Origin of the sequence: Lentibacillus sp. CBA3610, from assembly GCF_013373365.1 — a bacterium.
GTDB lineage: Bacteria > Bacillota > Bacilli > Bacillales > Amphibacillaceae > Lentibacillus.
Map to the genome: position 1 here is coordinate 1,120,876 of NZ_CP035925.1, position 26,311 is coordinate 1,147,186.

23 protein-coding genes, 1 other RNA gene and 1 pseudogene are annotated in these 26,311 nt (G+C 41.2%); 3 read left to right on the forward strand and 22 right to left on the reverse strand.

Features of this window, described 5'->3' with window-relative positions; all coding sequences use genetic code 11:
- Nucleotides 1-31: 31 nt before the first annotated feature.
- A complete protein-coding gene (locus Len3610_RS05680) occupies nt 32-631 on the reverse strand; it encodes an HD domain-containing protein (RefSeq protein ID WP_176447098.1) in 600 nt (199 codons plus the stop codon).
- Entirely contained in the window at nt 631-2,301 is a 1,671-nt protein-coding gene (locus tag Len3610_RS05685; protein WP_176447099.1) for a formate--tetrahydrofolate ligase, read from the reverse strand. The genes Len3610_RS05680 and Len3610_RS05685 overlap by 1 nt, the downstream gene beginning before the upstream one ends.
- A gap of 347 nt (nt 2,302-2,648) precedes the next feature.
- On the opposite strand from Len3610_RS05685, the gene Len3610_RS05690 reads away from it, so the two are divergent.
- Entirely contained in the window at nt 2,649-2,849 is a 201-nt protein-coding gene (locus tag Len3610_RS05690; RefSeq protein WP_010530780.1) for a cold-shock protein, read from the forward strand.
- A gap of 255 nt (nt 2,850-3,104) precedes the next feature.
- Here the strand turns inward: Len3610_RS05690 and Len3610_RS05695 are convergent, their stop codons facing one another.
- The 9 genes from Len3610_RS05695 to Len3610_RS05735 all read right to left on the reverse strand — a co-directional run bounded on the left by Len3610_RS05695 (nt 3,105) and on the right by Len3610_RS05735 (nt 10,328).
- Complete coding sequence (locus Len3610_RS05695) at nt 3,105-3,614, reverse strand: isoprenylcysteine carboxyl methyltransferase family protein (RefSeq protein WP_176447100.1); 510 nt, start codon at nt 3,612-3,614, stop codon at nt 3,105-3,107.
- Nucleotides 3,611-4,762, reverse strand: a complete 1,152-nt coding sequence (locus Len3610_RS05700; protein ID WP_255259886.1) for a type III polyketide synthase — start codon at nt 4,760-4,762, stop codon at nt 3,611-3,613. The genes Len3610_RS05695 and Len3610_RS05700 overlap by 4 nt, the downstream gene beginning before the upstream one ends.
- Before the next feature lie 235 nt (nt 4,763-4,997).
- The gene (locus tag Len3610_RS05705; protein ID WP_176447101.1) at nt 4,998-6,128 is read right to left on the reverse strand and encodes a THUMP domain-containing class I SAM-dependent RNA methyltransferase; all 1,131 of its coding nucleotides are present in this window, start codon (nt 6,126-6,128) and stop codon (nt 4,998-5,000) included.
- Nucleotides 6,129-6,758: 630 nt separating this feature from the next.
- Nucleotides 6,759-7,145: RNase P RNA component class B (gene rnpB, locus Len3610_RS05710), an RNA gene on the reverse strand.
- A 63-nt stretch (nt 7,146-7,208) separates the two neighbouring features.
- A complete protein-coding gene (gene gpsB / locus Len3610_RS05715; protein ID WP_176447102.1) occupies nt 7,209-7,511 on the reverse strand; it encodes a cell division regulator GpsB in 303 nt (100 codons plus the stop codon).
- A gap of 186 nt (nt 7,512-7,697) precedes the next feature.
- The gene (locus Len3610_RS05720; protein WP_176447103.1) at nt 7,698-8,102 is read right to left on the reverse strand and encodes a cytidine deaminase; all 405 of its coding nucleotides are present in this window, start codon (nt 8,100-8,102) and stop codon (nt 7,698-7,700) included.
- Nucleotides 8,103-8,307: 205 nt separating this feature from the next.
- Nucleotides 8,308-8,664: a DUF1798 family protein gene (locus tag Len3610_RS05725; RefSeq protein ID WP_176447104.1), complete on the reverse strand. Its 357-nt coding sequence runs from the start codon at nt 8,662-8,664 to the stop codon at nt 8,308-8,310.
- Between the two features lie 64 nt (nt 8,665-8,728).
- On the reverse strand, nt 8,729-9,016 hold the full coding sequence (locus Len3610_RS05730) for a hypothetical protein (RefSeq protein ID WP_176447105.1): 288 nt from the start codon (nt 9,014-9,016) through the stop codon (nt 8,729-8,731).
- A 358-nt stretch (nt 9,017-9,374) separates the two neighbouring features.
- On the reverse strand, nt 9,375-10,328 hold the full coding sequence (locus Len3610_RS05735; protein ID WP_176447106.1) for a DUF2515 family protein: 954 nt from the start codon (nt 10,326-10,328) through the stop codon (nt 9,375-9,377).
- A 120-nt stretch (nt 10,329-10,448) separates the two neighbouring features.
- Between Len3610_RS05735 and recU the strand changes: the two genes are divergently transcribed.
- Nucleotides 10,449-11,006: a Holliday junction resolvase RecU gene (gene recU / locus Len3610_RS05740; protein ID WP_255259887.1), complete on the forward strand. Its 558-nt coding sequence runs from the start codon at nt 10,449-10,451 to the stop codon at nt 11,004-11,006.
- Between the two features lie 18 nt (nt 11,007-11,024).
- Nucleotides 11,025-13,766 carry a penicillin-binding protein 1A gene (locus Len3610_RS05745; RefSeq protein ID WP_176447108.1) on the forward strand — a complete coding sequence of 914 codons (2,742 nt, stop codon included), beginning with the start codon at nt 11,025-11,027 and terminating at the stop codon, nt 13,764-13,766.
- 51 nt (nt 13,767-13,817) lie between these two features.
- Here the strand turns inward: Len3610_RS05745 and nth are convergent, their stop codons facing one another.
- The 11 genes and pseudogenes from nth to Len3610_RS05800 all read right to left on the reverse strand — a co-directional run.
- Nucleotides 13,818-14,480 carry an endonuclease III gene (gene nth / locus Len3610_RS05750; protein WP_176447109.1) on the reverse strand — a complete coding sequence of 221 codons (663 nt, stop codon included), beginning with the start codon at nt 14,478-14,480 and terminating at the stop codon, nt 13,818-13,820.
- Nucleotides 14,481-14,483: 3 nt separating this feature from the next.
- Nucleotides 14,484-15,161 (reverse strand): DnaD domain-containing protein, encoded by a 678-nt coding sequence (locus Len3610_RS05755; RefSeq protein WP_176447110.1) that lies wholly within the window; start codon nt 15,159-15,161, stop codon nt 14,484-14,486.
- A 204-nt stretch (nt 15,162-15,365) separates the two neighbouring features.
- Nucleotides 15,366-16,658, reverse strand: coding sequence for an asparagine--tRNA ligase (gene asnS / locus Len3610_RS05760; RefSeq protein ID WP_176447111.1), 1,293 nt, complete (start codon nt 16,656-16,658; stop codon nt 15,366-15,368).
- 16 nt (nt 16,659-16,674) lie between these two features.
- On the reverse strand, nt 16,675-17,859 hold the full coding sequence (locus tag Len3610_RS05765) for a pyridoxal phosphate-dependent aminotransferase (protein WP_176447112.1): 1,185 nt from the start codon (nt 17,857-17,859) through the stop codon (nt 16,675-16,677).
- Nucleotides 17,860-18,417, reverse strand: a complete 558-nt coding sequence (locus Len3610_RS05770) for a cell wall elongation regulator TseB-like domain-containing protein (protein WP_176447113.1) — start codon at nt 18,415-18,417, stop codon at nt 17,860-17,862.
- A gap of 311 nt (nt 18,418-18,728) precedes the next feature.
- On the reverse strand, nt 18,729-21,533 hold the full coding sequence (dinG, locus tag Len3610_RS05775; RefSeq protein ID WP_176447114.1) for an ATP-dependent DNA helicase DinG: 2,805 nt from the start codon (nt 21,531-21,533) through the stop codon (nt 18,729-18,731).
- 48 nt (nt 21,534-21,581) lie between these two features.
- Entirely contained in the window at nt 21,582-22,556 is a 975-nt protein-coding gene (locus tag Len3610_RS05780) for a biotin--[acetyl-CoA-carboxylase] ligase (RefSeq protein WP_176447115.1), read from the reverse strand.
- Nucleotides 22,532-23,734 (reverse strand): CCA tRNA nucleotidyltransferase, encoded by a 1,203-nt coding sequence (locus Len3610_RS05785; RefSeq protein ID WP_176447116.1) that lies wholly within the window; start codon nt 23,732-23,734, stop codon nt 22,532-22,534. Before Len3610_RS05785 ends, Len3610_RS05780 begins: the two co-directional genes overlap by 25 nt.
- A gap of 12 nt (nt 23,735-23,746) precedes the next feature.
- The gene (gene bshA, locus Len3610_RS05790) at nt 23,747-24,871 is read right to left on the reverse strand and encodes an N-acetyl-alpha-D-glucosaminyl L-malate synthase BshA (RefSeq protein ID WP_176447117.1); all 1,125 of its coding nucleotides are present in this window, start codon (nt 24,869-24,871) and stop codon (nt 23,747-23,749) included.
- A complete protein-coding gene (locus Len3610_RS05795) occupies nt 24,868-25,290 on the reverse strand; it encodes a methylglyoxal synthase (protein ID WP_176447118.1) in 423 nt (140 codons plus the stop codon). Before Len3610_RS05795 ends, bshA begins: the two co-directional genes overlap by 4 nt.
- Before the next feature lie 9 nt (nt 25,291-25,299).
- Nucleotides 25,300-25,611, reverse strand: a pseudogene (locus Len3610_RS05800) (dihydrodipicolinate reductase C-terminal domain-containing protein); the annotation flags it as partial.
- Nucleotides 25,612-26,311 lie beyond the last annotated feature (700 nt).

Sequence of the window (26,311 nt, forward strand, 5' to 3'; positions counted from 1 at the left end):
TTAATGTTTAAAGCTGTTTTCTCAAAGGTTGTTATTGCCACTCCCAAAAAAATTGTTTTAAGTATGTCTCCATAAATTGGTGCCGCTGGTCAGCTATTTGTTTAGCAGTATCCGTATTCATTGAATCTTTCAAGTGAAGCAGCTTGTCATAAAAATGCTGGATGGATGTTTGCTGCTGGAGCTCCTCTTCGTTATACCAGATCAATTGTCCGCTGGCGCCCCCATATGCAAAAGTACGTGCAATGCCAATGGCTCCAATTGCATCCAATCGGTCCGCATCCTGAATAATTTTCCCTTCCAGCACGGACGGTATTTTTCCCTTGCTGAACGAAACATCTTCTGCAGCTGTCGATATTCGGTTGATGTCTTCATTCGAACAACCAATGGATTGTAAAAATTTATACAAATCACTAATAGCTTGTTGAGGACCCGAAAATAACTTTCGGTCACCGATATCATGGACCCATCCAGCCGCTTCACAAATGAATGGATCTCCTTGCTCCTCTTTTGCTATATGTCTTGCCATAAGCGCAACCCGTTCCATATGGAAAAAATCATGACCGGTTGAGTCATTATTAAAAACGGTATATACATAATCCCGGATAGCATCTAATTGATTGACTTGATCCATTAGAATAACCCTAAAACTCTTCCATTTCGATCGACATCCATATTGAGTGCCGCCGGTTTTGCAGGCAAGCCCGGCATGGTCATCATGTTGCCGGTCAATGCAACAATGAATCCGGCTCCAATTGACGGCCGTAATTCCCTGATTTCAACTGTGAAGTTTTTGGGTCTTCCCAGCAAAGACGGATCATCCGACAATGAATATTGTGTTTTCGCCATACAGACCGGCAGTTTCCCCCACCCTTGCTGTTCGTAAAAGGCAAGCTGTTTTTTGGCCGTTTGTGACAGTTCTATATCGTCAGCACCATAGACGGATTGCGCTATCTTCCTGATTTTTGCCTCGAGTGTCTCATTTAAATCATATACATAATTGAAATTCCGGACAGAAGCATCAGCTTTCTCAACAATTTTTTCAGCGAGTTCCGTTCCACCCTCCCCGCCATTTGCATGTACATCTGTTAACGCAACATCAACATTTTCAGATTCACACCATGTTTTTATAAAGTCAATTTCCGCATTTGTATCAGTTGGGAATTTATTAATCGCAACAACAAATGGCAGTCCAAATGATTCAATCGTTTCAATATGCTTTTTAAGATTGTCCATACCTGCTTTCAATGCTTCCACGTTTTCTGACTTAAGCTTATCCTGCTCAACACCACCATGCATCTTTAAAGCACGTACAGTTGCAACGATTACGGCAGCATCCGTATTAAATTCCCCCGCACGCGATTTGATATCCAAAAACTTTTCAGCACCAAGATCAGCTCCAAATCCTGCTTCCGTTACAACATAATCACTCAATTTAGCAGCCGTTTTTGTCGCCATAATACTGTTGCAACCGTGGGCAATATTGGCAAACGGTCCGCCATGTATGATGGCTGGTGTGTTTTCCGTTGTCTGAACCAGGTTCGGTTTGATGGCATCTTTTAACAGGAGTGAAAGAGCTCCCTCTACTTCTAAGTCCTTTACCGTTACAGGTTGTTCATCATATGTATAGCCAATGACAATTTCGGCAAGTCTCGCCTTTAAATCTTCGAGACCTGTAGCGAGGCATAAAATTGCCATTATTTCCGAGGCAACAGTAATATTAAAACCATCTTCTCTCGGAACACCGCGCAACGGTCCGCCCAGGCCGACAACAATCTGTCTTAAAGCGCGATCATTCATATCCATTACCCGCTTCCATTCAATACGGCGCGGGTCAATGTTCAATTCATTTCCCCTGTGTATATGATTGTCGATCATCGCGGATAATGCATTGTTGGCACTGGTAATCGCATGCAGATCTCCCGTAAAGTGAAGGTTGATATCCTCCATCGGTAATACTTGCGAGAATCCCCCGCCTGCTGCGCCACCTTTCATTCCCATAACCGGACCTAAAGACGGTTCACGCAACGCAATCATCGCATTTTTTCCTATTCGATTCAACGCCTGTCCCAAACCGACTGTCACAGTTGATTTTCCTTCCCCGGCTGGTGTCGGATTGATGGATGTCACTAAAATTACTTTGCCATTTGGCTTATCATCCAGCTTGTTCAATAATGTATCAGAGAGTTTCGCTTTGGTATGGCCGTACGGTTCCCAGTCCTCCTGCTTTAGATCAAGCCCGGCAGCAATCTTATCAATTGGCTTTAACTCAGCATTCTGTGCAATTTCGATATCGCTTTTCATCTGAAATGCTCCTCTCCGGTTCATTTTATTCCAGTGTAACGTACCTTATAAATTTTTAACACACTTTTCCACAATTTTATTAAGCGGTTTCACAACTCTTCTGAATGCAAACACGTATTTGCTAAAAAACCGAAAGAAATCAACGCATTTTCTTGACTGAAGGATTAAAATAAGCTATATTAGACTCAAGCAAAGAAGATGTATGGAATCATTAATGACAAGCGGCTTCTATGGAAGTGGATGCAATAGTGAATCCAGCACTTCTGTAGGAAGCTGCTTTTTAAATTCTGTTTATCTGCTTTGTATTAACACGTTTTACGTGAAAGTTTTTAGGAGGATTATTTACAATGGAAAACGGCGTAGTAAAATGGTTTAATGCGGAAAAAGGCTATGGCTTCATCCAAGTGGAAGAAGGAAATGATGTATTTGTACATTATTCTGCCATCCAGGAAGAAGGTTTTAAAACGCTGGAAGAAGGTCAGAATGTTACATTTGACATTGTAGAAGGCGAGCGCGGCCCGCAAGCTGCAAACGTTGTTAAACAATAACCAACTTGAAGTATATACACAAAAGGCGGTAATCTTATAATGATTACCGCCTTTTTAGTAAAGCTAAGAACATATATCACGTCAGGGGACATTTTCAATCTTGAAATCGGCTAATTCGCCGATTTCCTCAAGCCTGACTTCCGGCCTCTAAAAAGACGAGGCTGGGCCTGAGTTTTTCTTAGGTGCAGATTGTCTCCTATGAAGAAACAGGGATAGCTGCTTATCACAGTTATCCCTGTTTCTCCCTGTTTCTCCCTATGTTGCCCTTGTTAAAGCTTTTTCCTCACGTGGTATTCTGACCCTTAATAAGACAAGGTGCAGTATCGGATATAAAAATGCTGTCAATGGTGCACCTACAAGTAATGGTATGACGAATAATTCAACTGCGACAATCATATAATTCGGATGTTTGACATACTTGTATGGACCTTTTTTAATAAGCGCGACACCGGGTAATATGATCACTTTTGTATTCCAAAACTTCCCTAACGCATGAATACACCAGAATCTGCCTGCCTGTGCCGCCAGGAAGATAAACAGCAGAAAATAATTGACGCCCATGAATTCATGGTTTTTGAGTGACGTCTCTATAATGATTGATATAAAAAAACTGCAATGAAGCAAAATAAACCATTTATAATGTTTCTCCCCTTTTTCGATACCTCCCATGCGCTTCATCCATTTTTCATTGCTTTTGGCAATCGATAGTTCCACTAGGCGTTGTGTTATGACGGCTAATAAAAATAGCCACATCCATGTCGTCATGTTTTATCCCACTCCAATAATAGTAATTCTGAGCTGAATCCCGGCCCTAAAGCCGATAAGATACTAAATTGATTTTCCGTGATTCCTGTCTGCATCCATTTTTTCAATACGTATAACACAGTTGCCGATGACATATTGCCATGATCCCACAGTACGTCATAGGAATATTTAAATTTTTCCCGGGCAGCTTGCAGAACATCCTCCATTGCTTCTAACACCTTTCTGCCTCCAGGGTGTGCTATATAGGAATGGATGGATTGATGATTGATATTCACGGTTTGTAGAAACTGATCAGTATGCTGCTGCCAAAAAGATCGCACAAGTGCCGGAATACGTTTGGAAAAGATGACTTCCAGCCCTCTATTGGTAACTTTCCAACCCATGACATCATGACTATTTTTTTTGGTGGCAGAACTTGTCTGAATGATTCGTGGTTTCGTATGTTTACTGTAAGGCAAATAAGCTGAATTATCCCCCATTAGAAGTGCAGCCCCAACCCCATCTCCGAACAAAGCTGTTCCTACGAGGTTGCTTTTCTGAAGATCATCTTTTTGAAACGTCAGGCTGCACAATTCACAACAGATGACCAGCACATTCTTTTCGGGATGTGCTTTTATCCAATCAAAAGCACGTGACAGGCCAATAGCACCGCCTGCACAACCGAGTCCCCAAAGCGGCATCCGTGCTGCATCTTCTCTAAACGGGCGTTCATTCATGATGTATGTATCCAATGAAGGTGTGGATATTCCTGTACTGGAAACAAACATGAACATGTCAATAGCTTCATATGGAACAGGTTGTTTCAGAAAATCTCCATCTGTTAAACAAGCATCAATGGCATTTAATGAATGTTTGATCGCAAGCTGATGATAAAGATCATTTTTTTCCTGAAATGAATGAGATTCTCTAAACCATTCTGAATCCACAACAAACTGCCGCTTATCAATTTCCGCATGATCAAAAATCGGCAAAAGCCGTTCAACCAACCGTGATTCACGATCACTGAAAATTTCCTTAACAATCGATTTAATTTCCGTTTGCGATATTTCATATGGCGGAATTCCTAACCCTACTGAGCTAATCACTGTTATGCATCCCCCTTTACACGGGCAATTGGTATCTTCAAAAAAACTGCTGAAAAAATTAATATCTTAGCAATGACTTTAGCTGGTTAGATGTAAATTATTATCAAAACTATATAACAGGTTTTTCACAAACGGTTTAAACAAAAGGGTTAGTTTGAAAGGCGTACTTATTTTTGCTGCTTGGACTTTTTATTATCATTAGCTGGTTTGGTGTTTTTATTCGTCTTATTGATGGATCACAATTGTAAATAAAGAAAAAAACCAGAGGATATGTCCTCTGGTTTTCAGATCATTAATATTATTTTTTCTTTCCATAATACTGATAATAATTGGTTTGAATAAATCCGTTAAAAAGCTTGCGTTTCCTGGTAGCTTTTTGTCCGTATTTTTGCTCAAACGCATCAAATGCCGTTAGTATATAGACACTCCATGACGGAAGTTCTTTCATTATTTTTCCCAAATCCCGATATATATCCGCTGCCGCATCCCGGTCACCTATACGCTGTCCATATGGCGGGTTACCAATTAAATAACCGTTCGCTTTACGGATAGACAGGTCACCCGCTTGCATTTGTTTCCATGAAATAAGATCACCCAGCCCTGCCTCAGTTGCATTATCCTTCGATATTTCAATCATCTTATGATCAATGTCCGATCCGGTTATATCAAGCTTCTGATCATAGTTGGCTTTGTCTTCCACTTCTTCAAATGCTTCTTCCCAGTACCGGTTTTTAATCCACTTCCAATTTTCAGAAGCAAATTCACGATTGAAACCGGGTGCGATATTCTGTCCGATTAAAGCTGCTTCAATTGGAATGGTCCCTGAACCACAAAAAGGATCGATAAAGGGATCATCAGGTTTCCAATTCGTCAATAATACTAAAGCTGCTGCCATCGTTTCCTTTAATGGCGCCTCGCCCTGGCCAATACGATAGCCGCGTTTGTGCAATCCTGAACCGGATGAGTCAATGCTTAATGTTGCCTCGTCTTTATGGATGGAGACTTCCACCTTATATAAAGCACCCGTTTCCGGCAAGTCACCGGCAACACCATACTTTAATTTTAAACGTTCGGCAATTGCTTTTTTAACAATGGATTGACAATCCGGGACACTATGTAAAGTTGATTTGACGGATTTTCCCGAAACAGGAAATTTCCCCTCTTCCGTAATAAAATTTTCCCAAGGCAATGCTTTTGTAGCTTCAAATAGTTCATCAAATGTTATGGCCTTGAATTGCCCAATTTGCACTTTGACACGATCAGCACTTCGCAGCCATAAGTTACAGCGCGGGATGGCAGAAACAGGTGCATTAAACATAACTTTACCATTTTCGACGCTCACATCATAACCGAGCTGTTTGACTTCCGAGGCCACAACGGATTCCAATCCCATTGCAGCTGTTGCTATTAACGTCACATCATCAGACATAGACTATAACCCTTTCGTTTTAAAGTTATAAAATTTGGCTCTTTTTATGTATTAATACTTTTGAACACCTCAGCCCGAATAGATTTCGGTTTCTTGTTGCCGGGCTCTCGCTTTGTTGCTTTTTAACATCGTAGTCGATATAAAATGCGACGCAGTGAAAAATTTGAGAGCAATGACACCGCTCCGGAAATACGCTCCGCTTTCCGCGGGCGGCTGGTGAGCCTCCTCGTGCTTACGCACTGCGGGGTCTCACCTATGCCTATCCTCCCGCTGGAGTCTCCGCGTATTTCCTCCGCTGTTTTGTGCTTTATAATCCTTTATCGTGTAATCAAACCTCTCTTGTGAGCGTTGATTGGAGTGGAGGCCAGTCGGCTCCTGCGGGAACAGCACGTGTCTAGACCTGAGCAGCGGCGGTTTTCCGCAACGGAGGCTGAAGCCGTTCCCTAAGGTGCGCGGCTGGCCGGAACGGAAATCAACATAGCACTACGTCGCAATTTACGGATTTTGTGGCAAAAAAACACGTTTTTTGAATTAACCAGTATTAGTTTATCACATTAGACAGCAATTTAAAAAACCTTTCCGATAACATCAGAAAGGTTATACATTAACATTATAGACGACCATTGAATACTTGATAAGCCATGTTCTGTTCCGTTGTACTTCGACGGTGGTCAGCCTTGTACATCGGTCGTAACCATCTATCTACAAGTATTTGTGAGAATACTTGTCCCTTTTTCGGTTCACTTCCCTATTCAAAGGTGCCCCTACCAATATTTGGGTTGCTCACTCGTGGGGTTTACCGCGTTCCATTCGGACTGTTTCCAGGCCGACTGCGTCACTGTGGCACTTTCAAGTGTACTCATCCTTGTCTTACGAGTTAGGATTTTCCACTGCCGTTAGCCATCAAGGCTACCTTGACTTATGATTTCGTCAAGCACGAACACTACAAGCATCTCAGCCTGTGTGAGCATGGACTTTCCTCTGTATATGTGACATATACAGCGATTACGCAAGTACTCAATTATTTTCTGGTACCATTATATCATATTTAATCATAACAGGCACTGGAAATTTTAACCATTACTCAGAATCATCATATTTGTTGCCGAACACAGCTTTTTCAAGGTTGGATACACGTTTTAAAATATCATAATTTACTTGGTGGTTCGGTGAAGTTGCACGGCTTCTTGTCTGATCGGATTGTTTTCTGATCCTTTCGTTTTCCTGTTGAAGCTTATCAATTTCCTGTTGAAATGCTTCGTAATCCTGAATGATCGTGTCAAGGAACTCATCAACTTCTTCCTGGTTATAGCCGCGCATTCCTGTTTTGAATTCTTTTTCCAAAATATCTTTTCCTGTAAGCTGGATGCGGTTTGCATTCATCTTAAGTCACCTCGGATTTATCAATTATAAACGATTTCCAAACAAAATCAATACGCATGTCCATTTTTATATCTCTATTTAGTTTCATATGTATATATGCATCTTTTCCCTTACTTTATAATAGTATAACATGACCTGCACCGTATTGTCTTATCGAATTAAATGATAAAAAAGAAGCTGATTAAATCAGCCTCTATCTCCCATATCACTTGAGTTGAAAGAAAATGGTAATAATTCTTCCATTGTGACAGTTTTGGTGTAATTATGTATATTTGTCAGGTTAATCTTCGTGTCACTGTTAAAAAATTCACTCATAACCTGCCGGCAGGATCCACAAGGCGGAACAGGCCTTTCGGTATCAGCAACAACGGCCATTTCAGTAAAATCGGATTCACCATCAGAAATTGCCTTAAAAATGGCTACCCGCTCAGCACAGCAACTGACCGGATAAGCTGCATTTTCGATGTTACAGCCTGTATAGATTTTTCCTGATTGGCTTAATAATGCTGCCCCGACAGGGAATTCAGAATAAGGAACATAAGCTTTTTCCTTTATTTCCCTGGCTTTATCAAGTAGCTCCTGACTGCTCATATGCTTCCCTCTTTCTTTTCATTGCACTCAAATTTTCACTGTGTCGCAGTGTATATCGATTGCGAGGTTAAAGAACAACAAAGGTTACGAAAAGAGCCTTTCAATATAAAGTGAAACTTATATCCATAAAAGACTGTGCCACGATGCCTTTGTAACCTGAAATGGGATATAATTATAATCGAAAACGTTATGGTTGTAAAGCACCTCAGTTGTTCTGCAATTCTGATAACAACTGATCAAATATATAGAGAATAGAATGATTTAATTCCATGTATCGCCGTCGTTTGACATCAACGTAATAACTGTTCAGCAAAAGCAATTCCATATTTTCCCGTGTCGATGCAACCTGCTGCGGATGCAGGTTTACTTTACGTTCTTTGACAACCTGCAGTGCTTTTTCTTCCCACTTTTCCAGCAATTCATAAACTGGCGCTGTCTGCTCCTTCACCATTTGAAAAAATTGTTTATCTTTTTTACTCTCGGGGGGATTATTTTCTTCGTATATGTCCTTTAACCGTTCAAGCTCCTTCTTGAGTTTTTTGGTTTGTTGTTCCAAATTCATATCATATCCTGCTCTCTGCTTTTGATTGCTTACAGTGACATTTTATCATCCGGGCAGTCAAAAATCATCCATTAGATAGTCTTTTTTCCGCATGATTAAAAGTAAAACGACCGGGAACAAGTTTTTCTGTATGTTGCTTTTGCTGCTTTCGATGAAGTTTGTTTACCGTATACGTTATGTGGTTGAGTTCCTTCTGTTGGCTTGTATAATCTTCCTGTACACGATTGTCGGTCATCATGGTGATTTTCTGTTCCATTAAACGCAACTGGTTACCCATATCTGATAATGCATTAGCAAATTTCCGTTTCTCAATTCCGTCAACTGTCGGACTTATTGTAATCATATTTGTCATGTTATACACCCTCACTTTATTTATTAATCACTATTTCGCTGTAAAACCTGACTTCCCTTCCCCTTCGACAAAACTAGAAGAATCATGGCAAAACTAGTGTAAATTCATTGCAGTTCAGCCAAACTAACAAGTGTAAGGAGGTATCCTCATGGACAAAAAGAAACCATCCGAGCAGAAGACTGCAAGACATCATCAGAAAAAAGAAAATCGCAGCCGAAGCAAAAAATTAGATGGTCCAAATCGGCCGTCTACGTAGTCATCCCAAAAAACTCGACATTCGTCAGTTAATAACGAATGTCGAAGTTTTTTCTTATATCCAAAATAGATACATTCTGCTAATCCAGCCCTGAACAATTTCTTACATAAAGACGTTTTTTAAGCACTCATAGGCATATAGTAATTTTCTCCGGCTATAAAACGATTTGCTGATATGCGGATCCGGATTTTCTTGAACATTTTTTGTCCAATGACGTTTTATCCCCCTTTTTCTGAACCAGTCTTTTCGAATAATATCCTGATGGGAGATGACCGGATAAAGTGCTCGTAACATGGGAGCTTTTTCCGTTTGCATACTGAAAAACTGTTCATAATCCCGTCGTGAGCCTGTATGCTCTACAGATTGGATGAATGCCAATAATGGATTATATATTTGGGAATGGAACATAATAGATGCGATCTTTTTCCCTAACGCAATGCGTTTATCAATATTTGTGAAATCATGTACAAAGGCACCATACAGCCCTTTTGATTTTGCCGGTAAAATAATGGCATTTAATAACAAAATGTCCTGCAACAGGTATGGCGGGCGTAAAAATACACGATACTTGAAATAGTCCTGTTTGATGACGGGATTTTGAATAACATTTTGTTCATTGATGATTAATGCAATCATAAGACGTTGCTTATCATGGTGTTTCCAGAAGTGCTCCCACTCTTTTTGCATATATCTGGATACGTTGAGTTCCGGGAGTAAATGAAACAATGGCTTATTCACATGTAACGAAAGTTTATAAACGAGTAATTGGGGATATGCATCCGAAAAAATCAGCCAGTTGGCACGTTCATATGTCATGAACAGACGTTCTCGCTGGTTATGGGAAAGTATCTTACGGAATGGTGACAGCCATAAATCAGTCATATTCCATCCAGCATTACGGGAAACCATACTTGCCACAAGTGCCCACTTAATTTCAGGATAAGCCATATAAAAGTTTTGATAGGCTTTTGTTCGGGAAATGTTATCAAAATTGTGCTCATTTGTTTTAAATATTATATAATGGATATAGTGATGTTTTTCCTGGTGTGCATTCATATGCCGACCCCCATTTCTTAAAATATTATGGTCAATTTCGGCAATTTTTGGTATGATACTGTAATATGCCAGGAGGGAGAGACTATATTGCATTATCCAAACGGCAAAAAGAACAATGGTATGCACCAGCTATCTGCAACGAATCGTTCAATGAGATTCAGCAACCGGGGTATGACGCTGGAAAAAGATATCAACGCGACAAACACATTTTATCGGGATAGGAATAAAGCTGTTATTCATAAGAAACCTACGCCTGTACAAATCGTTAACGTCCATTACCCAAAGAGAAGTGCTGCTGTCATAACAGAAGGCTACTTTAAGCAGCCTTCCACGACTGATTATAATGGTCTTTACCGCGGGCGGCACATCGATTTTGAGGCAAAGGAAACTAAAAATAAAACCAGGTTCCCGCTTGCCAATATACATGAACATCAGATTAAGCATATGAAATCCATAACAGATCATGGCGGGATTTGTTTTTTAATCATACGGTTTTCCGCCCATGATGAAACATATTATCTGCCCACTGAATCGTTTTTTCCGTTCTGGGATAAACAATTTAACGGTGGTAAAAAATCGATCCGCTACGAAACGGTAAAGGATAAAGGTTATCTAATTCCGTTTCATTTTCAGGCAAGGGTTGACTATTTAAGTATTATTGACCAGCTTTATTTTTAGATTGGAGGAGAATGCGTTATGGCAACAAATGGCCAATCTCGCACAGCACGAAGAAAGCAAAAAAAAGCTGCAAAAAAACCGCTATGGAAAAAAATACTCATGATAACAGGTATTGCTATACTGGCACTTGGGATAGGTGTTGGCGCCCTGTTCACCTATTATATTGCCACAGCACCGGAAATTGATGCATCAAAACTGGATACACCGTATTCATCAAACATATATGATAAAGATGGTGAACTGATTGCCAACCTGGGCGCAGAAAATCGAACCAAAGTTGAATATGAAGAACTGCCGCAAGTGCTGATTGATGCTGTCCTGTCAACTGAGGATGCGCGATTTTTTGACCACCCCGGTGTTGACGTATGGCGGGTTGGTGGAGCAATCGTTGCCAATATTACGGACGGCTTCGGTTCTGAAGGCGCCAGTACAATTACACAGCAGCTGGTTGAACAATCCTTCCTGTCACCGGAAAAGGATATTGGCATTAAAGTACAGGAAATGTGGCTGGCACTTAGGCTGGAGCAGCAATATTCCAAAGAAGAAATTCTGGAAATGTATTTAAATAAAATCTTTTTCGGAAATAGGGCATATGGGGTAGGCAAAGCAGCCGAATTGTATTTCGGTAAAACGGATCTTAGTGAATTGACACTGCCTGAAGCGGCTATTCTTGCCGGATTGCCACAACGCCCTTCCGCGTATAACCCGTTTGAAAATCCGGATTTAACAAAAGATCGAATGAATATTGTATTAGGTTTAATGGTCGATAATGATAAAATATCGCAAAGTGAAGCCGAAGAGGCGAGTCAGGTCGACATCCCGTCTCTTTTGACCGATGATACACCTGACCCAACACCTTATCAGGCCTTCCTGCAGCAGGTAAGTAAAGAGGTTCAAGAAAAAGTTGATGGTGCAGATATTTACACAGATGGTCTGGAAATCCACACCACCCTTGATACCGATGCACAGGAACATGTTGAATTGCTATTGTCAGACAGTGAGGAGAACCCAATTAACTACCCGTCTCCCGTCACTGATGAGAATGGTGATGAACACGATATGGAAGCCGGCATGACAGTCCTGGATACCGAAACCGGCGCAATACGGGCAATTGGCGGAGCTCGTGGAGGTGTGGAAAATGACGGATGGAATTTTGCAACCGACATAAGCCGTCAACCGGCATCTACGTTCAAACCGATTATTGACTATGGCCCCGCTATTGAGCATGAGCAATGGTCAACATACCACCAGCTGAATGATGATGGTCCATATGATATTGCCGGTTCCGATGCCCGGATTAACACATGGGCCGGTCAATATTACGGCTGGGTATCAATGCGGTATGCTCTGGAGCAGTCATTGAACGTACCGGCCGCCAAAACATTAGAAGAAATCGGCTATGGCACAGCCAAAGAATTCGCGGAAAATCTGGGCATCTCGATCGGGGACACCGATATGGGAATAACTGATGCGATAGGCGGCGGACAGATTGGAACAAACCCGCTTGAACTGGCAGGCGCATACCGTGCTTTTGGGAATGGCGGTATTTATAATGAACCCTATGCCGTTACAGAAGTGGAATTTCCGGAAAGCGGAAGAACTGTTGATTTAACACCGGAGCCTGAAGCAGCCATGTCGGAATCCACTGCTTACATGATAACGGATATGCTCAAAACCGCTATTACAGAAGGAACTGGAACTGATGCGAACGTTCCGGGGATTCCGGATGCAGGCAAAACAGGTACTTCCACACACGATGAAGTAGAAGGTTCTCCCGATTCGTGGTTCAGTGGATACACAACGAATTATACGATATCTGTCTGGACCGGTTATAATGATAACAGTATAACATTACCCAATACTAAGATCTCGCAGCAATTATATCGAAACACGATGACCGAACTCTCAGAAGGTATTGAAACAGCAGACTTTACGCAACCTGATTCAGTTGTGGAAGTACCGGTGGAAGCAGGATCAAGACCTGCCAAACTGCCAAGTGATTATACACCGGAATCTGAAATTGTTACTGAGTTGTTTGTACAAGGAACTGAACCAACTGAGACATCGGAACAATTTGACCAGTTGAATCCTGTGGAAGCTCTCGATGCTACGTATGATGAAGAATCAGATGTTATTCAAGTTGAGTGGGATCATGAGTCAGATGACGTATCATTTGAAGTGAGCGCCAGTATTGATGATGGTCAAATGCAAGGTCTTTCTTCCACTGATGAGACATCGATGGAAATTTCAAATGTTGAGCCAGGTACAACATATGAAATTCAAGTTGTTGCGAATTCAGACGGAGATACCAGTGAACCAGCGACAACTACTGTTCAAGTACCAGGTGACGAAGAAGAAAACGAAGAAGAAGGCAATGAGGAAGAAGAAGAGAACGGAGAGCAGGATGAAGAAGAAGAGAATGAAGAAAATGGTGAAGAAAATGTTCCACCGGTTAATGGATTAAATGCCAGCCCTTCTGGTTCTGATATAGATGTTTCCTGGCAATACAATGGCCCGCCTGCACAATTTGAAGTTGTGGTGGCACAAGATGGCACTGAATTACAAACACAGACGGTACAATCTGAAGGTATCGTCATTGAAGGTGCCCAGCCAGGTTCTTATACCATTACGGTCACGCCCGTCGGGCAAAATGGCGCAAACGAAGGAACAAGAGGAGAATCGAGCAGTACGAGTACCGAGATAGAATCAGAAACTGATAATGAAAATGAAGGTGATCAACAAAACGATGAAGGAAACTAATTACGCTTAGCAAAAAGAGGCAGCTTCCTCAAAGAAGGCTGCCTCTTTTTATTATTTACTAACCAATTCTGCTTTCCTCATTCTTTTTTGACCTTCCCGGCATAAATCAAGAAGCGGGCACTCGGGGCATTGCGGGTTTCGTGCCTTACAGTGATATCTCCCGAAGAAAATCATCCGATGATGTGTATCGGCCCACTCATCTTTCGGAACTTTTTTCATCAGCGTTTCTTCCACTTCAAGAACAGAATCCTTCCAGCGGCAGATCCCCAATCGTTTGGCTACGCGTTCGACGTGTGTATCAACCGCGATCGCCGGTTCTCTGAATGCTACTGATGCAACAACATTTGCGGTTTTCCGCCCTACCCCGGCCAGCTTCATCAATTCCGGTTTCGTTTGTGGCACTTCCCCATCATAATCATCAATCAGCATTTGGCAAAGCTTGCGTATATTTTTGGCTTTATTTCGATATAACCCGATTGACTTAATATCCTGTTGTAATTCTTCCAGTGATACAGCGAGATAATCTTCCGGTGTTTTGTATTTTTTAAATAATGACGCTGTTACTTTGTTGACAAGATTATCCGTGCATTGAGCTGATAATAAGACAGCGATGACCAGTTCAAATGGATTATCATGGGTCAGTTCACATTGTGCTTCCGGGTACATCCCCTTCATAACATCCAGACAGTGCTCTACCTGTGATTTATTTAACATCCTTTATTCCTCCTCCAGCCAGTTATAATAAATCGATGTGTCCCGTTTTTGGTCAGCAGCTTCTTGTTTAGGCTTTTGATTCTCATGGAAAGCTTTACTTGCTTCACGGGCTTGTTCCACGGAATTGATTCCTTTCTTCTTCCAGTCACGGAGAATCCGGTCAATATATTTGAAATTCAGTTTTCCCATCAGAACGGATTCTCTTAATGCCGCTTTTATAAGTGAAGGCGGCAATTTGTCTTCATCCAGCCATGTGTTGATCATTTCAATCTCAAATGGTGAAAGCGGTCTGCCAAATTCCTGTTCAAACAGTATAAAGATCGTGCCGTCATCCTGTGAGTTGGTTTCAGCTTCTTCTGTGTATAATTTCTCCCATAGTGGGTTAAGGCTGTAGGACTCGGTTATTTGATTGTGTTCATTTTTCAACTGCTCAATGGATAAGAAGTTTTTTTGAATGAGTTTGCGTAATATATTCGCACACTCTTTCTCACTGATGGTTAAATGGCTGGCCAGGTCATTGGGTGTCGGAAAGTCATTTTTTTCCTGTAAAAAACGAAGCAACTGTAAAATTACCATGACTTCCTGTTCCTTAAGTCCCAATGCCGCGTACTTATCAAGCAGCTGAACGGGGACTTGCACTTGGTTTAATAAAATATCCTGAAATGAAATGAATTTTGACATAAATGGTACACCTCATTTCTTAGTATAGCATGAATAGCCAATCAAATGTGTCAAAAATCGACAAGTATAATTTGTTCTTCTATGTGCAAAATCTTTTTGATCGCAAAGGTATATAACAGAGTTTATGAAATCACGTTTCAGTAGTAAAATCCCTTGCCGCTGATTCAGCAAGGGATCCAATACACAATGACGCTTTCATTAAAATTAAGGATATAGACGGTTCAGAAGTCTTGGAAATGGAATGGTTTCACGAACGTGTTCCACTCCTGCAATCCAGGCAACAGTCCTCTCAAGCCCCAAGCCGAAGCCTGAGTGAGGAACGCTGCCATATTGGCGCAATTCCAGATACCATTGGTAAGCAGGACCGGACAGGCCATGCTCTTCATAGCGTTGTTTCATAAGCTCAAGATCATCAATCCGCTGTGATCCGCCGATAACCTCCCCGTATCCTTCCGGTGCAATCAGGTCGGCACATAACACAACTTCCGGACGATCGGGATCCGGTTTCATATAGAATGCTTTAATGTCAGCAGGGTAATTCGTAATAAACACAGGTTTGTCAAAACTTTCAGCAATCGCCGTTTCATGCGGTGCACCGAAGTCCTCTCCCCACTCAATATCGTCAAATCCTTTTTCCTTAACCAATTCAATCGCGTCATCATAGCTGATTCTTGGGAATGGTGCTTGAATGGATTCAAGTTTCGAAGTATCCCGTCCCAGCGTATTCAGTTCAAGCTCACAATTGTTAAGAACAGACTGGACGACAAACGTGACATACTGCTCCTGAATTTCCAGACTTTCATCGTGATCGACAAATGCCATTTCCGGTTCAATCATCCAGAATTCAATTAAGTGCCGTCTTGTTTTTGACTTTTCTGCTCTGAACGTCGGTCCGAATGAAAAGACTTTTCCAAAAGCCATTGCAGCAGCTTCCATGTATAATTGGCCGCTCTGTGATAAGTAGGCATCTTCATCAAAATATTTGGTATGGAAAAGTTCTGTCGTGCCTTCTGCTGATGACCCAGTTAATATGGGCGGGTCGACTTTAACATAATCATTGTCATTAAAAAACTGGTAAGTAGCCCTGATGATTTCATTCCGGATTTTCATAACAGCATGCTGACGTTTGGAACGCAGCCATAAATGGCGGTGATCCATTAGAAATTCTGTTCCGTGCTCTTTTGGTGTTATCGGATAATCAACTGCTTCCTGAATCAGTTCAATATCAGTCACATGCATTTCATATCCAAATGGCGATCTTGAATCTTCGGCAATTGTACCCGTTATGTACATGGATGACTCCTGGGTCATATTTTTAGCCATATGAAAAACGTCCTCGGAAACATCATTTTTGGCTACAACACCCTGAATGAATCCAGTTCCATCTCTTAGCTGTAAAAAGGCAATTTTACCACTTGATCTTTTGTTTGCCAGCCATGCGCCAATGGTAACTTCTTGTCCTGTATAGTTTGGTACTTGTGAAATCGTTGTCTTCAATATGTTCCCTCCAAAGCTATGATTGATGATTTAACACAAAACGGTTTATGCGTTTAGCTGCTTCCTTTAATGCATCAAGCGAAGTAGCGTACGATAATCGAACATTTTCCGGTGCACCGAATCCGGTTCCTGGAACTAACGCAACCTTTTCCTCCTCAAGCAATGCTTTCACCCATTCATCGACAGAGTCAAAACCGTTCTGCCTGACAGCTTCCTGTACATTCGGAAATACGTAAAAAGCCCCTTTAGGTTTCATACATGAAATCCCAGGTATATCATTTAACAAGCTATGCAATTCGTCGAGTCGTTCGCTGAAAATGTCCCGCATTTCCGCGTTGGGGTCCTCGTTCGAACTATAAGCAGCCAATGCCGCATGTTGTGCGATTGACGTTGGATTGGATGTGGAATGTGAAGCCAGGCTTGTCATAGGTTTAATAATGTCAGAAGACCCGGCAGCATAACCGATTCTCCAGCCTGTCATCGCATGAGACTTGGACACACCATTTATGATGATTGTATTCGCTTTAAGTTGCTCTGAAATTTCTGCTACTGAAACATGTTTGTCATTCGTATAGATCAACTTTTCATAAATTTCGTCGGACACGATCAAAATATCATTATCCAGACAAACGTCTCCTAACTCCTTCAGCTCTTGCTGATTATACATCATACCGGTAGGATTACTTGGAGAATTGATAATAACGGCTTTTGTTCTGGAAGTAATCGCTGATTTAAGCTGTTCCGGTGTTAATTTAAACCCGTTTTGTTCTTTTGCCTCAATAAACACCGGTTCGCCTTCAGCCAGCTTAACCTGTTCCGGATAACTGACCCAATAAGGTGCGGGCACAATCACTTCATCACCTTTATTCAATAATACCTGGAAAAGTGTGAATAAAGCATGCTTGGCACCTGTTGTGACAATCACTTCATCCGAGTTGTATGTCAGCCCATTATCACGTTGGAACTTGTTTATGATCGCTTGTTTTAATTCCGGTATACCGCCAGCCGGTGTATATTTTGTAAATCCGTTTCGCATAGCATCCTCTGCTGCTTTCAGGATATACTCAGGTGTATTAAAATCAGGCTCTCCTGCACCAAGCCCGATCACATCATAGCCTTGACTCTTTAGTTCCTTGGCTTTTGCTGTAATTGCTAAAGTTGCGGAGGGTGTTAAAGTTTTCACCCGATTTGCTAATTCCATTTAATCACTCTCCCTGTTAAATAACCGATTAAAACGACGTGCTTCAATTCTTGAGCCATCCGAAACAGATAAATATTCCATGACATAACGGCCTGAATTATCTTCATATGTTATTTCCCATGCAGGCTGCTGATCGTCACCATCTGAAATAACGGCTGGTGTTATGTCAATCATTTTACATGAATTGCATTGATTATTCCAATTGGCTCGGACTGTTTCCTCTGATACAATTTCCGACTGATTTAAACTAATTATACTGGATTGATCCAGGTCAAAGGGGTAAAAAACAATCTTGTTTTCTTCATGATCCGTTTCGCCATAAACAATATAATACGCATTCTCACCATGAAACCGTTCGATACTACTTATGGCAGTCAGTTCCGTTTCTTGCAGCACTTCTTCTGCCACTTGGTCATATGCTGCTGTTCGATTTCCTTGAGCAGCCTGATATAAATAGATGGCGAAAATAAGAAAAGCAATTATCAGCAGGCCGACTATTCCCAAGGTCCATTTCAGCCAGTTTGGCACCGTGTTTCGTGAAATCCCATTATTTATCATTTACATCATCCCGTATAAGATAAAACCCTGAACGTCATATCCATTATTTGTCCTCCGTTAATAAATGCTGTATGTATTATCATATTTTGCTACTCATACAGCTGATAGCAATGCTAACACTATAAGTAACGTTGAAAATAAATAAGTAAAATCACATTATATAGTATAACAAGCATAACGGCAAATTTGTTTCATTTTTATTTATTTCAACAAAAAATTTTCCTGCCCCATACGACCTTGAAACTGATGCATGAGCCTGTGCATCAGTATTTTTTTACAATTTTCACCTTAAAATAAGAAACTGTCCAATTTTAAAACCATTCTTCCGCTTTTTCCATTATGGTTTGTGTTGATTCATGTGTGATCGGAACGGATGGGATTGATTCGGTGAAATACTTGCCATATCGAGCTTTTTTAATACGTGTGTCGCAGACAAATACAATTCCCCGGTCACTGCCTGAACGAATCAGTCTGCCAAACCCCTGTTTAAATCGGATAACAGCATTTGGTAATGCCAATTCAAAAAAAGCATTTTTGCCCTCATGCTTAAACGCATTCGATCTTGCCTCATATACTGGGTGATTGGGTGGCTGAAACGGAAGCCTTACAATCATAAGACATGATAAATCCTGACCTGGTATATCGACGCCTTCCCAAAAAGAGCTTGTTCCCAGTAATATGGATTGATCAAATGTTTGAAAATTCTTTTTTAACCTGGATCGGCTGCCAGTGGAAATTCCCTGAGCGATCAGCATGTACTTATTAATATCAATTGTTTCCCTTAACAAGTAATAGGACTTCCGCAACATGTCATACGACGTAAATAAGACAAGCATTCGCCCATCCGTAATCCGGGCCAACGATATAATGGCTTCACATGTGGCATGTATGAAATCATCTAAAGCATCGTTTCTGACATCAGGAAAATCATTCGGTATCATTAACTGAACCTGTTCCTCATATGAAAAAGGTGAACTTATTTTAGCTGTTATCAGGTTTTCTGATGAAAGTCCAAGTCTTTTTTGGCTAAACGAGAATGAATTTCGTATCGATAATGTAGCACTTGTTAAAATAATGCTGTCTTTTTGCTTAAAGAAGTCATTCGCCAGCAATGTGGATATATCTGTCGGCTCACTATAGAGATATACCGCATTTTTAGCCCCGTAGGCTTCCATTTCAATCCATTTGACGGCATTATCAGTATCCATTAAAAACAGTTGCTCCAGACGATCAATAATGGATTGGAATGATGCCATATGCTCTGTCACTTCATCCACATAATGGTTATCATCAGGTTTAACCGTTACCAGCTGCTGCTTTAATGATGAAAGCAAATGGATCAGATCACGAAAATAAAACGTTAATCTGTTAACCATTTCGGTTATGACGGACCATTTTTCAGGATCTTCCTTGTTTTCGTCAAATCGGTATTGAACCCTCCCGATATCGCTTAACCGTTTGCTTTTTTGTTTCTGTTCGACAACATATTGAAACAGTGTTCGAAATAAATCATCAATTTCATGTTTTGTGTTTTCAAAAATATGATCCCATTCTGCTTCCGAAAACCCGTCTTCATCATTTGAGGGCTGGTCCTTCAGCAGTTTGTCGAGCCAGTTACCATCATTTACTGCCCCGATTTGTGTCAACGTGTTTTGTATGAAAACATAATTGAGTGTTAATCCATAATGTTTGGATGCCGTTTCTTCCAGATGATGTGCCTCATCAATGATAGCTTTATCATAGGATGGGAGCAATTGATAGTCATTAAACATATCTGTACATAACAAAGCATGATTCGTGATCAGAATATCTGCATGCTGTGCTTTCCGCCTAGCCTTCTGATAATATGACCGCGAAAACCATGGTGATGATGGATCGAAGGCATTTTCTGAATCTGTTGAAATTTGCCTGTAAAATATATAGCCACTGGATGGAAGCTGAATCTCATCGACATCTCCTGTCTCAGTCTCTGTCAGCCAGACAAGTATCATTGCTTTCGTCAGTGTTATATCGTAATTGTCAGTCTGATCAGAGGCCAATTCGCGCTCAAACTTTTCAAGGCTGATATAATGCTGTTTTCCCTTCAGCAAGGCCACGTTGAATGGAAATGAAACGAGCTCGCGTATTAATGGCACTTCTTCATCCAATAACTGTGATTGGAGTTGCGTTGTATATGTACTGATAACAATTTTTTTATTCGCGGTCACTGCCTCATAAATGGCTGGAAGCAGATAAGCTAAAGATTTGCCTGTACCGGTTTCTGCTTCAATCAAGGCATGATTTTTCGATTGGAAGGCATCGAACACCGTTTCCGACATTTCGCGCTGACCTGACCGTTTTTCATAATTGGCCATTTGCTGCTCCAGGGTCCCTCCAGCTTCATAAATAGCATCAAGATAGCTGCCAAAGGATGTCTCGACATGTTGTTTTTCAGGTTTGTCATTGGACGTTTTTTTGATGGCTAAACCTCTGTGTATATCCATGTTTTCATCTGTATCAGTTGAAAATGCCAATGCCTGCTGTTGTTCAGATAATAGAGCGTACAAATCTGATTTCAGGCCGCTTTCCAGGCTTAGCATATGGGTTATCGTTTCATAAGGCAGTGACCGGAGTTTTCTCAATTGTAATAAAAGCATTTTTGCGGTCATATGTGCATCTGTTATTGCACGGTGCGGTTCGTCATGGGCAATTTCAAGATAATCTGCCAATTGACCCAATTTAAAACCGGGTGCTTGCGGGTAAAGGATACGAGCTAGTTCAACCGTATCAATTACAGGGTTCTTAAGTTCAAAAAAGCCGGCAGCAGCAAGCTCTCCATTCAGGAATCCCAAATCAAATGGGACATTATGTGCCACGAGATAACCGTTAGCAAACAGAGACGCTATTTCAGCCGCTTTGTCCTGAAAACTCGGTGCGTCACTGACATCCTGATCGGATATGCCTGTCAAATTGGTTATAAAAGGCGGGATTTCCCTGTTCGGATTAAGAAAAGTTGAAAACTCCCCGGTAATTTCATTATTTTCGATTATAACAATCCCAACTTCAATAATCTTATCAGGACTCACCGGTGCATGACCGGTTGTTTCCAAATCAATCACCACATACTTTTCGTTCATAATGCCACCTTGCTCTCATAATTATACATGTTAAGTTTTTCCTCTATTTTAAAACCATTCGATTTCGCCGGAGTATATTTTTTGACTGCCTTCACCTGTTTCTATAAGCAATGCTCCGTCCTCAGCAACGCCGGTAAAAGCAGCCTCTAATACCTTATGGTTTGTCCGGATCCTGATGGTCTCCCCTATCCTGTATCCATATGATTCCCATTTAGTTTGCACTTTTGAAAAACCATGGTGCATAAATGTATCATAGGATCGTTCAAACTTCAGCAGTAATTGTTGAATAAGTGGTACGATCGGCTGGTCTTCACCGGTTGCTGATTTAAGCGAAGCAGCCCGATCATTTATTATGCCGGGAAACTCATCACTTGTTTGATTCACATTCAGACCTATTCCCACAACAATATAATGTATCCGGTCTTGTTCGGCTTGCATTTCGGTTAAAATACCTGCTGTCTTTTTACCATCAATTAAAAGATCATTCGGCCACTTGATTTTTGCCTCAGCTGTCGTTTGTTCGGTTATGACGTCTGCCAGAACAGTCGCTGTTAATAATGTTAATTGTGGTGCTGCAGAAGGAAGTATGGACGGGCGCAAAATAATACTCATCCATATACCTTTATGTTTGGATGAATGCCATCTGCGTTCCATCCTCCCTTTTCCTTCTGTTTGTTCATCAGCAATAATCACGGTGCCATGTTCGGCATTTTCTTGAGCGGCCTGATGAGCTATAAGCTGTGTCGATTTTGTTGTTGGTTTATGTATGATATTCTTTCCCAGCCAGTTTGTTTTCAGCCCCCAATGCAGGGTGTTTGCACTAATCTTATCAGGTGATTTGACAATTCGGTAACCTTTTCGGGGGACACCTTCAATGATGTATCCATCTTTTTCCAGTTCTTTCATATGCTTCCAAATAGCACTGCGCGAAATATGCAATTTGTCCGATAAAAATTGCCCTGACACGTATTCATAATCACTTGTTTCCAGCAGCTCAATTAATCGGTTTCGTGTAGGTTCCATTTGATCCATTCCTTTAACGCATTCTTATCATTGCTGAGATGCCCTAAAACAACCTGTTTCTCAATTTCATTCAACGCTTTCCCGATCCACGGTCCCGCGGTTTTATCAGGAAAAGCCCTGCGTAAATCCATACCATTTATCACTATATCTTTTTTCGATTGAATGGGTAGCGAATGATTAATCTGTTTCATCATGTCACGGGTTACAGTGTCATCGAATAACATCTTTACTAATGCTGCAAAATCACTGTAACAATCAGCATAGAGACGATAAACGATACATCGGTCCAGGCCGTTGTGCTGATAATGCACCAATGCTTCGTTCAAGGCTTCTGCTTCATATTTTATCTTGTTGGAACATCTCCATTGTCCGGCCCACTCCTGAATCGTTACCCCTGGCTCATTAAAATGCAGTAACGCCATAACAGCACCAAACGACGTTAAAGGTATTAGCTCTCTGGGTAATCTTTTGATAATATGGGGATGTTCTTGCAGAATGGGCAAGTGTTTTACAATGTTAACCATCTTGAAGTAATACATGCCCGTATTGACATATGATCCTGCAAAAAATTTAGCCGTTTCCTGGACAATCCGCTCCATAGCAATCGTCTCTATCTCATTCGAAACAGCCCGCATGGCATCCAGGGTATCTTCTTCAAGAGAAAACCCTAATTGGCTGGAAAACCGGAGCGCACGTATGATGCGTAAAGGATCCTCCATAAATCGTTCATAACCGTTTCCAACTGTGCGGATAATGCCGTTTCTAATATCCTCTTGTCCATTAAATAAATCGATGATATTTCCACTTCTGTCCATTGCTAAAGCATTAATCGTAAAATCACGCCGTTTCAAGTCCTGATCAATCGTTTGAACAAATTGTACTGAATCAGGGTGCCGTTGATCAGAATAGTCATCATCCACCCGGAAAGTTGTGACTTCATAAGATTGATGGTTGTGGCGCACGATGACCGTACCATGTTCCAGACCTACCGGGATTACCTTGCTGAAAATCTGCTGAATAACGTCAGGTGGGGCAGATGTGGCGATATCAATATCGCCAATTTTGCGCCTGAGTAATAAGTCCCGTACACAGCCACCAACGAAATAGGCATCATAGCCATATCGTTCAATTTGTTCAAGTACGTCACTTGCTTCCTGAAATTGTTTGGTTAATAACACCGGCATCACCATTTATTTTTGAAGCAGCTTATCATATAAACGGATATACTGCATGACAATATCTTGTGAATAGAAATGTTTTCGGGCGTGTGCTAAGGCATTTTTCGAAAAATGCCTTAGCAGTTTTTTGTTCTGCAATAAATTAATCGCGTACGCTGCTGCCTGGCTCGTGTCTCCCGTTTCAACAATATAGCCTGTTTCATCGTGCCTTATGACTTCAGGAATGCCGCCGATATTTGTCCCGATACATGGCACTTCACAGGACATGGCTTCTAATAACACGAGACCAAAACTTTCTTTTTCGGACATGAGTAACTTCAAATCAGAAATGGATAATAAATCATTCACATTTTTCTGTTTACCCAGAAATAATACATTATCATTCAGCCCTAACTCTGAAACCAATTGATACATTTCCGAATATTCAGGGCCATCACCGACTAACAGAAGCTTTGCGTTGACTTCTTCATGAATTTGCTTAAACGTATAAATGATATCCTCCACACGTTTGACCTTACGAAAATTTGAAATATGGATAATAACTTTTTCATCCGGATCAATACCATATTCCTGCCGTATGGAATCACCGGCTATTTTCGTATATTCCGTTTCATTCACGAAATTATAAATCACCTCTATAGCCTTATCTGTATCAACGACATCTCTTGTTTGTTCAACAAGGCTATGGGATACTGCCGTTACAGCATCAGATTGTTCGATACCATGCCTGATCATTTTTTTCAGAGAATGGTCAATACCGAGTACCGTAATGTCGGTTCCATGCAGTGTCGTAACGATTTTAACATCATGCTCGGCAATATCCTTAGCCAGTATAGCACAAATGGCATGTGGCATCGCATAATGAACGTGCAGAATATCGAGTTTTTCCTGGTCAATCACTTCAGCCATTTTATTCGCCAGCGTCAAATCAAATGGCGGGTATTGAAATACCGGGTAGTGGTTCAGCTCAACTTCATGATAATAAATATTGGGCTGAATCCGATTTAAACGAAATGGCAGACTGGAGGTGATAAAATGGATCTCATGACCTTTCTCCGCCATCATCATGCCAAGTTCCGTAGCTATTATACCTGAACCCCCAACCGTCGGATAGCATGTAATACCTATTTTTTTCATATATCATTACCTTCTTGCTCGTTTTCCTTTGCAACTTTTCGCCAGTCAAAATTTCCATTTGCAAGCGCATGTATCATGATTTCAGCTGCTGCCGGATTAGTAGCAAGCGGAATCAGGTGAACATCGCATAAACGCATAAGAGCACTGACATCCGGTTCATGCGGTTGTGCTGTCAAAGGATCTCTGAAAAAAATAACGGCATCCATCTCATTATTGGCTATCCTGGCGCCAATTTGCTGATCACCGCCAAGCGGCCCTGACTGGAATTGGTGAACCGGAAGCCCGGTCCCTTCAGCGATTCTCTCCCCCGTTGTTCCTGTTGCAAATAGCTGATGCTCTTTAAGTACATGTTGATATGCGACTGTAAAATGAATGATATCCTGCTTCTTCTTATCGTGTGCAATTAATGCGATATTCATCGTAATCCCCTATTCAAGTATATTTTCCAATCCATATACAAGCTTATTTAATTCCATCACTTTATTGACTGACAGCTTAACCCCTTCCATGAATGAAGCCCGGTTGTAGGAGTCGTGTTTGATCGATAAGGTCTGTCCGGGGCCGCCGAAAAGCACTTCCTGATGTGCAACAAGTCCCGGGAGCCTGATGCTATGAATGTGGATACCATCTGTATCAGCCCCTCGTGCCCCATCAAGGGTTTCTTTTTCATCCGGATGCCCTTGCTGTTTGCTCTTTCGTGTTTCCTCCATCATATTAGCGGTTTTCACAGCCGTACCTGATGCGCGTGTGTTTTGATATAATCCTTCTACCGCCGCAATTCTTGATCTTGAGAAAAAGCCGATGTACCAACTACTTGTCGAATATCATAATTAAAAGAGCGGAGCTTTGATTGTGTTTCAAATCCTGAAACCCGGAAGGCGTTAAATCAATAAATACATCTGCATCAGTCTCTTGAAAGCATTGTTCGGGATCCTCAAAATCCGGTAACGTCAACATCTGGAAGAATTTTCAATATCCATTAGTGTTTACCGTCATTTTTTTCCGGTCAATACATGCCAAGATGATGATTCTTCATTGTTCACCATATGACGCCTTCAGATCCCCATTTTTCCCACGGTGTCCTGCAATAATAATCTTAGTGGCCATTGTTATCCTCCTGTTACATTGATTCGTTCTTTTTTTAATCTTTATGTGTCCAGCGATTTTTGTCACGGGTTTCGATTTTTTGCATCGCAAATATGAATGCTCGGAATAAATCAATATCGGGTGAGTTGGCAAAGACGTCAAAATACAAACATGATATCACCAAGCTCTTCTTCACTGTTTTTTTTTTCTTTTTCGGAGGCTTTTCGGCTTTTCCCCGTAGTATTGATTGACTTTCACGAGCCAGTTCACCAGTTTCTCACTTAAGCCTGGCTATTAAGCTTAAGGGGAAAATAGCCCTTTAAACTGGGGATATGTAATCATCAACGCCTGCTG

Coding starts and splice junctions, on each gene's coding strand:
- bshA (WP_176447117.1), bottom strand. CDS start 24,871: ATGAAAAAAATAGGTATTACATGCTATCCGACGGTTGGGGGTTCAGGT.
- Len3610_RS05725 (WP_176447104.1), bottom strand. CDS start 8,664: ATGAATTTGGAACAACAAACCAAAAAACTCAAGAAGGAGCTTGAACGG.
- Len3610_RS05730 (WP_176447105.1), bottom strand. CDS start 9,016: ATGACAAATATGATTACAATAAGTCCGACAGTTGACGGAATTGAGAAA.
- Len3610_RS05685 (WP_176447099.1), bottom strand. CDS start 2,301: ATGAAAAGCGATATCGAAATTGCACAGAATGCTGAGTTAAAGCCAATT.
- Len3610_RS05720 (WP_176447103.1), bottom strand. CDS start 8,102: ATGAGCAGTCAGGAGCTACTTGATAAAGCCAGGGAAATAAAGGAAAAA.
- recU (WP_255259887.1), top strand. CDS start 10,449: ATGCACCAGCTATCTGCAACGAATCGTTCAATGAGATTCAGCAACCGG.
- Len3610_RS05745 (WP_176447108.1), top strand. CDS start 11,025: ATGGCAACAAATGGCCAATCTCGCACAGCACGAAGAAAGCAAAAAAAA.
- Len3610_RS05705 (WP_176447101.1), bottom strand. CDS start 6,128: ATGTCTGATGATGTGACGTTAATAGCAACAGCTGCAATGGGATTGGAA.
- Len3610_RS05780 (WP_176447115.1), bottom strand. CDS start 22,556: ATGGAACCTACACGAAACCGATTAATTGAGCTGCTGGAAACAAGTGAT.
- Len3610_RS05690 (WP_010530780.1), top strand. CDS start 2,649: ATGGAAAACGGCGTAGTAAAATGGTTTAATGCGGAAAAAGGCTATGGC.
- Len3610_RS05765 (WP_176447112.1), bottom strand. CDS start 17,859: ATGGAATTAGCAAATCGGGTGAAAACTTTAACACCCTCCGCAACTTTA.
- dinG (WP_176447114.1), bottom strand. CDS start 21,533: ATGAACGAAAAGTATGTGGTGATTGATTTGGAAACAACCGGTCATGCA.
- Len3610_RS05735 (WP_176447106.1), bottom strand. CDS start 10,328: ATGAATGCACACCAGGAAAAACATCACTATATCCATTATATAATATTT.
- nth (WP_176447109.1), bottom strand. CDS start 14,480: ATGTTAAATAAATCACAGGTAGAGCACTGTCTGGATGTTATGAAGGGG.
- Len3610_RS05795 (WP_176447118.1), bottom strand. CDS start 25,290: ATGAATATCGCATTAATTGCACACGATAAGAAGAAGCAGGATATCATT.
- Len3610_RS05755 (WP_176447110.1), bottom strand. CDS start 15,161: ATGTCAAAATTCATTTCATTTCAGGATATTTTATTAAACCAAGTGCAA.
- Len3610_RS05770 (WP_176447113.1), bottom strand. CDS start 18,417: ATGATAAATAATGGGATTTCACGAAACACGGTGCCAAACTGGCTGAAA.
- Len3610_RS05680 (WP_176447098.1), bottom strand. CDS start 631: ATGGATCAAGTCAATCAATTAGATGCTATCCGGGATTATGTATATACC.
- gpsB (WP_176447102.1), bottom strand. CDS start 7,511: ATGAATGCAAACCGCATCCAGCTTACAGGAAAAGATATTTTGGAAAAA.
- Len3610_RS05695 (WP_176447100.1), bottom strand. CDS start 3,614: ATGACGACATGGATGTGGCTATTTTTATTAGCCGTCATAACACAACGC.